This window comes from Collinsella aerofaciens, from assembly GCF_964283865.1.
GTDB lineage: Bacteria > Actinomycetota > Coriobacteriia > Coriobacteriales > Coriobacteriaceae > Collinsella.
This window is the reverse complement of the sequence record NZ_CAXYLS010000016.1, coordinates 42,920-52,316: the sequence shown is the minus strand read 5'-3', so window position 1 is coordinate 52,316 and position 9,397 is coordinate 42,920. Positions and strand designations below refer to the sequence as shown.

Below are 9,397 nucleotides of genomic sequence, written 5' to 3'. Positions count from 1 at the left end.
ATCATGCTTCACTCTCAAATCAACGCGCATAAAGAAAGCCTCCCATTTCTCATGTCCAAGAAATGGGAGGCAGTTCAGTGGGAGATCGGGCTTATAGGGCTCAGTTAAACCAAACCTACACGGTCAAATGACCCGTAGCTTACATCTGCTCGGGAGCGGAGACACCAACGAGGGTGAGCACCAGGGCGAGCGTCACGCGGACAGCGTCGCAAGCTGCCAGACGGGCGCGCGAAAGCTCGGGGTCGACGGGACGGCCCTCGCTCGGCAGAACCTGGCAGGCAGCGTAGAAGCTGTGGAAGTCGCCGGCGAGCTCCTCGGCAAAGTGGGTCAGACGGAACGGAGCGCGATCGCGAGCACAGCTGGCGATCAGGTCGGTGAGCTCGTTGAGCTTGCGCGAAAGGGCGAGCTCGGTCGGGTCGGTCAGCAGCGAGTAATCGACGTTCTCACCGATGGCCTTGGCGGCAACGGCCTTCATGCCCATCTCGTCGGCCTGCTCGGCGGTAACGTCGGCGGCACGGCGCAGGATGGAGCACACGCGGGCGTGAGCATACTGCACGTAATAGACCGGGTTGGAGTTGTCGCGCTTCTTAACGGCCTCGATGTCGAAGTCGACCATCTGGTTGGAGCTCTTGGAGATGAGCGTGTAGCGAGCGGCATCGGAGCCGACCTCGTCGACGAGCTCCTGCAGGGTCACCATGGTGCCCTTGCGCTTGGACATACGGACGGGCTTGCCGTTACGCAGCAGGTTGACGAGCTGGCCCAGCAGAACCTCAAACTTGCCGGGGTAACCCAGAGCGTCGCAGACGCAGCGTACGCGCTCGATGTAACCGTGGTGGTCGGCGCCCCAGATGTCGATGACGTGATCGACGCGCTGGAACTTATCCCAGTGATAGGCGACGTCGGAGGCGAAGTAGGTGTACTCGCCGTCGGACTTGATCAGGACGCGGTCCTTGTCGTCGCCCAGATCGGTGGAGCGGAACCACAGGGCGCCGTCCTTGGTGTAGAGGTAGCCCATCTTGTCGAGCTTCTCAAAAGCGCGGTCGACGGCGGAGGTGCCGGCGGTCTCGCCCTCGGTGTCCTTCACATACAGCGAGCGCTCGGAGTACCAACGATCGAAGTCGCAGTTGACGGCGTGGCAGAGGTCGCGCATGTTATCGACCATCTTTACATAGCCGCGCTCGCGGAAGCTCTCCATGCGCTCCTGAGGATCGGCGTTGACCCACTTATCGCCGTCGGTGCGCCAGAACTCGGCGGCCTCGTCGATGATGTAGTCGCCGCCGTAAGAGTCCTTGCCCAAGGTCTCGGCAAAGTTGTCCTGATACGGATGGGTCTCGGGGTGCTCGTCGTTCTCGTCGGCAACAAAGGCGTCACGGTCGGCGATCAGCAGCTTGTGAGCCTCGTCGATATCAACGCCCTGCTTGGCGATGATGTCGGCAAGCTGCATATAGCGCGTGCTGATGGAGTTGCCGAAGGTGTTCATCTGAGAGCCGTGGTCATTGATGTAGAACTCACGCTGGATGTCGTAACCGGCGTGGTCCATGACGCGGCAAAGGGAATCGCCCAGCGCGGCCCAGCGGCCGTGGCCGATGTGCATGGGGCCGACGGGGTTGGCGGAAACGAACTCGACCTGGGTCTTCAGGCCACCACCGACGTTGGACTTAGCGAAGTCCATGCCCTTCTCGCGAGCCTCGCCAAAGATGGCATTCTTGACGGCAACGGAGAGGTAGAAGTTGATGAAACCGGGGCCTGCGATCTCAACCTTCTCGATCGCGGGATCCTCGGGCATATGGGCAACGATGGCCTCGGCGATCTTGCGCGGGGCGCAGTGGGCCAGCTTGGCGGACTTCAGGGCCATGGTAGAGGTCCACTCGCCATGAGAAGTGTCAGCCGGTCGCTCGATAGCGCAATCGTCAAGTTCAAATGCGGAAAGGTCGCCGGCCTCCTGGGCCGCAGCAAGCGCAGCGCGTACCAGCTCTTCAATCTTCTCGGGCATAGATCCTCCTTGTGTTAAAGCCCCCGAGCTCTTGGTCACTCGTAGGGCAAAAGCCAGAGTTTGTAGCACTCTATCACAAGCGACGGACACTGTCGCAGGGTAAAGCCAATCGAAATTGCATATGCACAAAATTGACTACAGCTTGTATGGACTCACTCAAAGATGCCGGTCTGCCTGCAGATTATGCACGCGTTGAAAATGCATAAAGGTGTGGATGAGCTGTGTCTTTTATCGAATACTCTTACCTATCAGAGTTGTGTGCTTTTCCTGCATAAAGTGAGGATTTGCGCACGTCAGCGTGTTATTCTAGACATACGTAAATTCGTATAAGTTGGAGGTAGCATGTTCTCAATCGGTCAACACGTCATTCATCCGGGTCAGGGAGTCTGCACCGTCGTCGGTTTTAGGGACGACACGCCGCAGCCCATGCTGTTGCTCGAGACCAAGCAGGGACATGCGCAGACGATCCTTATGTACCCCGTGGCGCAGGCCGACCGTTTGCACGCTGCCATCTCGCAGCAAGATGCCGAGCACCTGCTGAGCCACTACGACGAGCTGGAGTGCGACACCTTTACCGAGCGCAACAGCTCGCTTGAGGAGACGCACTTTAAGCAGCAGCTCAAGCTGGGCGCGCCCGAGACGGTCCGCGTGGCAAAGACCATGATGCACCGCATTCGCCAGGCCGAGGAAGCCGATAAAAAGCCCAGCTCTTACTATATGCGTGTACTCAAGGAAGCCAAGCGCCGCTCCATCGAGGAGTTCGCCGTGGCATTGGGCGTCACCGAGGAGGCCGCCGAAGCCCGCCTAGCCCAAGCCGCCCTCAACTAACCCATCCGCGCCAAAAACCACCACAAAGGGGACAGGCACCTTTGTGGTGGTTTTTTCGTTCTAGTCGTTCTAGTAGTATTCATTCTTAGCGATACCTGCGAGCACAAGGAGTCTTTTATGGCAGAGCCACTTTCCGCCGGAATCACCCGCGATCGCGCGTTCGAACTGCTCAACGAGCACAATAAGGACCCGTTCCACATCACCCACGGCGAAACGGTCGAGGGCACCATGCGCTACTTTGCGCGCGAGTTCGACCCCGAGAACGAGGAGTTTTGGGGCATCGTCGGTCTGCTGCACGACCTAGATTGGGAGGAGCATGAGGACGACCCCATGAACCACACCATCTATGCGGCCGAGATCCTTGAAGGCGAGGGCGCCTCTCCCGATCTCATTCGCGCCATTCAGACGCACACGTCGGACTTCAACACCTCGCTGCCCAAGCCCGAGCTGCAGATGGAAAAGATCCTGTTTGCCTGCGACGAGCTCACCGGCTTGATCGGTGCTGCCGTCATCATGCGTCCGAGTAAGAGCGTCATGGACTTTACGACCAAGTCGCTCAAGAAAAAGTTCAAGGACAAGCGCTTTGCCGCCGGGTGCTCTCGCGACGTGATTACGCAGGGTGCCGAGATGCTGGGCTGGGAGCTCCCCGAGCTCTTCGACCGTACCATCGCGGCCATGCAGTCCTTCGCCCCCGACCGCGACACCTTTCAGGCTTAATTCCAAAACCATCACAAAGGGGACAGGCACCTTTGTGGTGGTTTTTGTTTGCGCGGGCGTTAGGGGCGGACCTGGCCGGTGCCTCGGAGCTTGTATTTGTAGGTGGTGAGGGCCTCGGCGGCAAAGGGGCCGCGGGCGTGGAGCTTTTGGGTCGAGATGCCAATCTCGGCGCCCAGGCCAAACTCGCCGCCGTCGGTAAAGCGCGTGCTGGCGTTGGCATACACGGCCGAGGCATCGACCTCGTCCAGGAAGCGCTCGCAAGCATCCGTGTCCTCTGCAACGATGGCCTCGGAGTGCATCGTGCCGTAGCGGTTGATGTGCGCGATGGCCTCGTCCTCGTTCGCCACGACCTTCACGCTCATCTCGAGCGCCAGATACTCGCGACCCCAGTCCTCCTCAGTCGCGGCAACGTAGTCATCGCCCTCGGCAAGCCCGGCGTCGGCGCATGCGGCGCACGTGGCCTCGTCGCCGTGAATGAGCACGCCGTGGTCATGCAGCACGGCCACGACCGCGGGCAAAAACGCATCGGCCACGGCACGGTCGACCAGCAGCGACTCGGCGGCATTGCACACGCCCACGCGCTGCGTCTTAGCGTTGATGATAATATTGAGCGCTTTATCGAAGTCGGCGGATTCATGCACGTAGATGTGGCAGTTACCCGTGCCCGTCTCGATCACCGGAACGAGCGACTCGCGCACGCAGCGCTGGATCAGGCCCGCACCGCCACGCGGAATGAGCACATCGACGACGCCGCGGAGCTTCATGAGCTCGCCGGTGGCCTCGCGGTCGGTAGACTCGATCATCGACACGGCCTCGCGCGGGAAGCCCTTGGCCTCGAGCGCATCGGCCAGCAGTTCGGCAATCATGGCACACGAGTGATAGGCCAGCGAGCCGCCGCGCAGAATGCAGGCGTTGCCGGTGCGGATGCAGATGCCCGCGGCGTCGGCCGTCACGTTGGGGCGCGCCTCGTACACCATGGCGACCAGGCCCAACGGCACGCTCACGCGGGTGAGGTCCACGCCGCTTGCGAGCACGCGGTGGTCGAGCACGCGGCCGACAGAATCGGGCAGCTCGGCGAGCTTCTCCAGGCCGGCGACCATACCCTCAACGCGCTCGGGCGTCAGCAGCAGACGGTCGAGGAGCCCCGCCGAGGTCCCCGCATCGCGCGCGGCGGACATATCGAGCTCGTTGGCGGCGACGATGGAGTCGATACCGTTGCGCAGCGCTGCGGCCATGGCGCGCACGGCCTCCTGGCGCTGCTCGTCGCTCGCCGCGGCAAGCGAGGCCGACGCTGCCTTAGCGGCAACGGCAAGATCGTGGACATACGTGGCTATATCGACCGACATGGGCGGCCCTTTCTCCTAGAAGTTTGCAACCATGGTAGCCGATTTGCGCATGGCCTCGCCCGCGGCGGTAGAATTGGTCAACCCGAAACACCGCAACGAACGGAAGACTCACATGGCCCTCATCACTTCGTACCACGTCCCCGGCCTGTATGTCGAGGACCACAGCATCGACGTCCCCCTCGACTGGCGCGGCCTGGAGCCGATGCTCCTGGCCGTCGGCAGCACCATGCGCCGCGGCGCTATACCGACACCCATCGCCGGCGCGCCCGAGAGCATCAAGCTCTTCTACCGCGTGGTTTGCGCACCCGACCGCATCAACGACGACCTGCCGCTCCTTCTCTTTTTGCAGGGTGGCCCCGGTGGCGAGAGCCCGCGTCCGCTGTCGCCCACAAGCGATGGCTGGATCGAAGAGGCCGTCAAGCATTTCCGCGTCGTGCTGCCCGACCAGCGCGGTACCGGGCGCAGCAGCTGTGTAGACGGGCGCACGATTGCCGCACTGGGCGAGCGCGCCGAGGCGGCCGGCTCCGATGCTGCCCGCTCGCAGGCGGACTTCCTCAAGCGCCACCTCGCCAGCTCCATCGTGCGCGATTTTGAGTACCTGCGCCTGGTGGGCTTTGGCGGCAGGCCCTGGGTCACGCTCGGGCAGAGCTACGGCGGCTTTTTGACGCTGAGCTACCTGTCGCTCTTCCCCGAGGGCGTGGCGGCAAGCTTTACCTGCGGCGGCATCCCCCACGTACCGGCGAGCGCAAGCGAGGTCTACGCGCACACCTTCCCGCGCATGGCCGCCAAGACGCAGCAGTATTACAACCGCTACCCCGCCGACGTCGAGCGCGTGGCGGCCCTGGCAGATGCCCTCGAGGAGCAAAAGCCCGTGCTACCCGACGGCTCGCCGATGACGGTCGAACGCCTACAGCTCATGGGCAGCGACTTTGGCATGAAGCCGAGCTTTGAGCGCATGCATTGGATTATCGATCATGCTTTTGTTGACGGCGACGGCACGCTGGCCTGCGGAGCCTCGGTATCTGACAGCTTTTTGATGCGCGCCTTCGAGCGCACCAACACGCGCACGAATCCGCTGTACTGGACGCTTCAGGAGTTCATCTACGCCGACGGCGACACCATGCCCATTCGCTGGGCCGCGGCAGAAGAGAAGGCCCGTCGTGCCGAGTTCGACACGCTCACGCGACCGCTCATGTTTACCGGCGAGGCCATGTTCCCGTGGATGTTTGAGCAGATGCCCGAACTTAAGCCCTTCAAGCCGGCGATGGATCTGCTTATGGAAGACACAAGCTGGGACAAGATCTACGACCCGCAGCGCCTGGCGTGCAACGAGGTGCCCCTGCAGGCCGCGGTGTACTTCGATGACATGTACGTGGACTCGGGCATGCAGCTCGATACGCTCAGTCGCGTGGGCAACTCGCATGCCTGGGTGACCAACGAGTTCGAGCACGACGGCTTGCACGGCAGCGTGGTGTTCAAGCACCTCTTCGACGAAGCCCTCAACCGCGGAGACCTGCGCCAGATCTTCTAGCAAAGGAGTGTCCCCGTCTGCCGGCACAATAGGAACGTCCCCAAGTGCCGGCAACGACAATGCCGCTGGTAGAGGACAGAAAGCGAAAACGCCCCTAAGCGAGCAAGGTGACGTGAAAGAGGAGGGCATTGACCTTTTGGTCATGCCCGACGATTGAACGTCAGATTGCCGCTTAGGGGCGTTTGCAGCGTCAATTGGTTAGGCGAACACTATCAAGTTGTCCCTATGGATCGCGGGCTTCTCGGCCAGGTCTGCGAGCAGGCGGTTGCTGGCAATCTGGTCCTGGCGGCGGCCGGCTGCAAGCTCCAGCACGTCCGAATCGGCCTCGGCGATACCACGGGCGACAACCATGCCGCTCGGGTCGCACACGTCGAGCACATCGCCCTCGGCAAACTGGCCATCGACCTCGCGAATACCCACCGCGAGCAGCGACGATCCGCGGCTGACCAGCGCCTTCGCGGCGCCATCATCGACCGTCACCGAGCCATGCGCCTTGTCACCCAGTGCGATCCACAACTTGCGCGGCGCAATGTCCAGGCGCTCCGCCGGCGGATCGAACAGCGTACCCACGCTCTCGCCGCGGGCCAGACGCACGAGCGCATCGGGCTCCTCGCCCGAGCAAATCACGCTTTGAATGCCCGCCGTCATGAGAATGCGGCTCGCGCGAATCTTGGTGATCATGCCGCCCGTACCCACCGATGTGGAAGAATCGCCCGCCGAGGCGATAATCTTGGCATCGATCTTATGCACGACCGGGATAAACTCGGCCGTCGGATCCTCATGCGGATTGGCGGTGTAGAGGCCATCGATGTCCGAGAGCGTCACGCACAGATCGGCAGAAACCAGGCAGCTCACAAGCGCCGCCAGCGTGTCGTTGTCGCCGAACTTGATCTCATCGACGGTAACGGTGTCGTTCTCGTTGACGACCGGCACCACGCCCAGCTCCACCAGGCGCAGCAGGGCGTCGCGCGCGTGCAGGTAGGACGTGCGGCGCGCCGTGTCGTGACGCGTGAGCAGCACGAGCGAGGTGAGCAGGTCGCGCGCATGGAACTCCTCGTCGTAGGCCGACGAGATGATGCACTGACCGGCCGAGGCGCAGGCCTGCAGGCTCGGCAGGTCACCGACCGGCTTGCGGTCGAAGCCCAGCACGGGATAGCCGCAGGCAATGGCACCCGAGCTCACCACGACCAGGCGCCAGCCAAGCTCGCGCAGCGCTGCGGCCTGGTCGGCAAGCCCGCCGATAAAGGCGCGGTTGACCTTGCCGTCGGCGCCCACCACCGTGGACGAACCGATCTTTACCACCATCGTTTTATAAGAAGTCGTCATACGTCAAACCAATCGAATGTCGAGCGTTCGGGCGAGCTGGGGCAGTCGGGGCGCCTGGTGCGGAACGGACGAAAATGATCCGTTTTCCTCCGTCCCCTTCGGATCATTTTGCCCAGGGGAAGGCCGAAGCCGCAGCCATGTTCTTGCGCACGAGCTCGTCGCGCACCTGAGCCAGGCCCTGCTCCATGCCCACCACATAGGTCTGCGGGTACAGGAAGCGCTTGAAAGCTGCGTCCAGATGGTCAAGTGCCCAGGCGCAACGCTCGCGCGCGTCCTGGATGCTCTCACGCGGAGCCACCGCACTGCCATCGCGCACGATCGGCACCAGCAGCTCGCGATACTCAAGTTCGGACACGTCGGTCACCAGAGCGGCATCATTCACGGCCACGAGGGTATTGCCGCGCGCGGCGCCCTCCCCCGCCAGATGGTCCTCGTCGTAGATCATGTCGCAGACTGGGCCGCCAAAGCCGTCGTAATAACGGCGCACGCGTTGCACACCCGGGATCGTGCGCTTGTAGGGCTGCTCGGAGAGCTTGACCACCGGCGTCCACGGGTCCGTCTCACTCGCACGGCGGGCGGCGAGCTTGTACACGCCGCCCAGCGCCGGCTGGTCGTAGCAGGTCGCGAGCTTGGTGCCCACGCCAAAGCTATCGATAGGCGCGCCCTGGTCGAGCAGCGACTGAATCGTGTACTCATCCAAATCGTTAGAAACCGAGATCCCCACATAGGGCAGGCCCTCGGCATCAAAACGGCCGCGCACATACTTGGAGAGCTTGGCGAGGTCGCCGGAGTCGATGCGAATGGCCGACAGGCGCTCGCCCACCGCTTCCATCTCCTTGGCAACCGTAATGGCATGCTCGCAACCCTCGCGTACGTCGTAGGTGTCGATGAGCAGCGTGCAATTCTTGGGGCTCGACTTGGCAAAGGCGCGGAAGGCCTCGAGCTCGGAGTCGAAGCTCATGACCCAGCTGTGCGCATGCGTGCCAAAGACGGGAATACCGTAGCGGCGGCCGGCGAGCACATTGGACGTAGAGGAGCAGCCGGCAACGTAGCTCGCGCGCGCGACGGCCAGCCCGCCATCGGGACCCTGGGCGCGGCGCAGGCCAAACTCGGCAACGGGACGGCCGTCCGCCGCCAGCACCACGCGCGCCGTCTTGGTGGCGACAAGCGTCTGGAAGCCGACGATGTTGAGCAGCGCCGTTTCGAGCAGCTGGCACTCCAGCGCGGGACCGGTGACGCGAACCATGGGTTCGCGCGGAAAGACGAGCTCGCCCTCGGGGACGGCGTCGATGTTTACATGTGCATGAAAATCGCGCAGGTAGTCGAGGAATGCAGGCTTGAACATCGCGCCGCCGGCCGGGGCCTGGAGTGAGGCGAGGTAGTCGATATCCTCGGGCGTAAAGCGCAGGTTCTCGACCAGCTCGGGCAGCTCGGCGGTGCCGCACATGACGGCATAGGCGCTGCCAAAGGGATGGTCGCGGTAAAACGCGGTAAAACAACCCTGCTCATTGGCCTTGCCGCTCTCCCACAGGCCCTGGGCCATAGTGAGCTCGTACAGATCGGTGAGCATTGCAATGTCGGTGGGATGCGAGATGTCGGTCAAAGCCATGGGGCGACCTTTCGGATGCGTTGTGCAGAGGTTGAGGGTTGGAAAAG

The 9,397-nt window shown here is 62.6% G+C and carries 7 protein-coding genes; 3 read left to right on the top strand and 4 right to left on the bottom strand.

The window, feature by feature from the left end:
• Positions 1 to 139: 139 nt before the first annotated feature.
• The gene (gene argS, locus ACRX4W_RS08175) at positions 140 to 1,993 is read right to left on the bottom strand and encodes an arginine--tRNA ligase (protein ID WP_432299993.1); all 1,854 of its coding nucleotides are present in this window, start codon (positions 1,991 to 1,993) and stop codon (positions 140 to 142) included.
• A 342-nt stretch (positions 1,994 to 2,335) separates the two neighbouring features.
• Here argS and ACRX4W_RS08170 point away from each other — a divergent pair, with 342 nt between their 5' ends.
• Both ACRX4W_RS08170 and ACRX4W_RS08165 read left to right on the top strand, forming a co-directional pair.
• Complete coding sequence (locus tag ACRX4W_RS08170) at positions 2,336 to 2,821, top strand: CarD family transcriptional regulator (RefSeq protein ID WP_006235480.1); 486 nt, start codon at positions 2,336 to 2,338, stop codon at positions 2,819 to 2,821.
• Between the two features lie 117 nt (positions 2,822 to 2,938).
• Complete coding sequence (locus ACRX4W_RS08165; RefSeq protein WP_055252329.1) at positions 2,939 to 3,538, top strand: HD domain-containing protein; 600 nt, start codon at positions 2,939 to 2,941, stop codon at positions 3,536 to 3,538.
• Between the two features lie 59 nt (positions 3,539 to 3,597).
• On the opposite strand, the gene ACRX4W_RS08160 is transcribed toward ACRX4W_RS08165, so the two are convergent.
• Positions 3,598 to 4,884 (bottom strand): glutamate-5-semialdehyde dehydrogenase, encoded by a 1,287-nt coding sequence (locus tag ACRX4W_RS08160; RefSeq protein ID WP_432299990.1) that lies wholly within the window; start codon positions 4,882 to 4,884, stop codon positions 3,598 to 3,600.
• Positions 4,885 to 4,996: 112 nt separating this feature from the next.
• Between ACRX4W_RS08160 and ACRX4W_RS08155 the strand changes: the two genes are divergently transcribed.
• Complete coding sequence (locus tag ACRX4W_RS08155; RefSeq protein ID WP_117772983.1) at positions 4,997 to 6,415, top strand: alpha/beta fold hydrolase; 1,419 nt, start codon at positions 4,997 to 4,999, stop codon at positions 6,413 to 6,415.
• Between the two features lie 198 nt (positions 6,416 to 6,613).
• On the opposite strand, the gene proB is transcribed toward ACRX4W_RS08155, so the two are convergent.
• Both proB and ACRX4W_RS08145 read right to left on the bottom strand, forming a co-directional pair.
• A complete protein-coding gene (gene proB, locus ACRX4W_RS08150; protein ID WP_055252326.1) occupies positions 6,614 to 7,741 on the bottom strand; it encodes a glutamate 5-kinase in 1,128 nt (375 codons plus the stop codon).
• A gap of 103 nt (positions 7,742 to 7,844) precedes the next feature.
• Positions 7,845 to 9,350: a nicotinate phosphoribosyltransferase gene (locus tag ACRX4W_RS08145; protein WP_117563964.1), complete on the bottom strand. Its 1,506-nt coding sequence runs from the start codon at positions 9,348 to 9,350 to the stop codon at positions 7,845 to 7,847.
• Between the last annotated feature and the right edge of the window lie 47 nt (positions 9,351 to 9,397).

What these genes read in the sequence shown, in the direction of transcription:
- argS (WP_432299993.1), bottom strand. Translation starts at nt 1,993, where the DNA reads ATGCCCGAGAAGATTGAAGAGCTGGTACGCGCTGCGCTTGCTGCGGCC.
- ACRX4W_RS08170 (WP_006235480.1), top strand. Translation starts at nt 2,336, where the DNA reads ATGTTCTCAATCGGTCAACACGTCATTCATCCGGGTCAGGGAGTCTGC.
- ACRX4W_RS08165 (WP_055252329.1), top strand. Translation starts at nt 2,939, where the DNA reads ATGGCAGAGCCACTTTCCGCCGGAATCACCCGCGATCGCGCGTTCGAA.
- ACRX4W_RS08160 (WP_432299990.1), bottom strand. Translation starts at nt 4,884, where the DNA reads ATGTCGGTCGATATAGCCACGTATGTCCACGATCTTGCCGTTGCCGCT.
- ACRX4W_RS08155 (WP_117772983.1), top strand. Translation starts at nt 4,997, where the DNA reads ATGGCCCTCATCACTTCGTACCACGTCCCCGGCCTGTATGTCGAGGAC.
- proB (WP_055252326.1), bottom strand. Translation starts at nt 7,741, where the DNA reads ATGACGACTTCTTATAAAACGATGGTGGTAAAGATCGGTTCGTCCACG.
- ACRX4W_RS08145 (WP_117563964.1), bottom strand. Translation starts at nt 9,350, where the DNA reads ATGGCTTTGACCGACATCTCGCATCCCACCGACATTGCAATGCTCACC.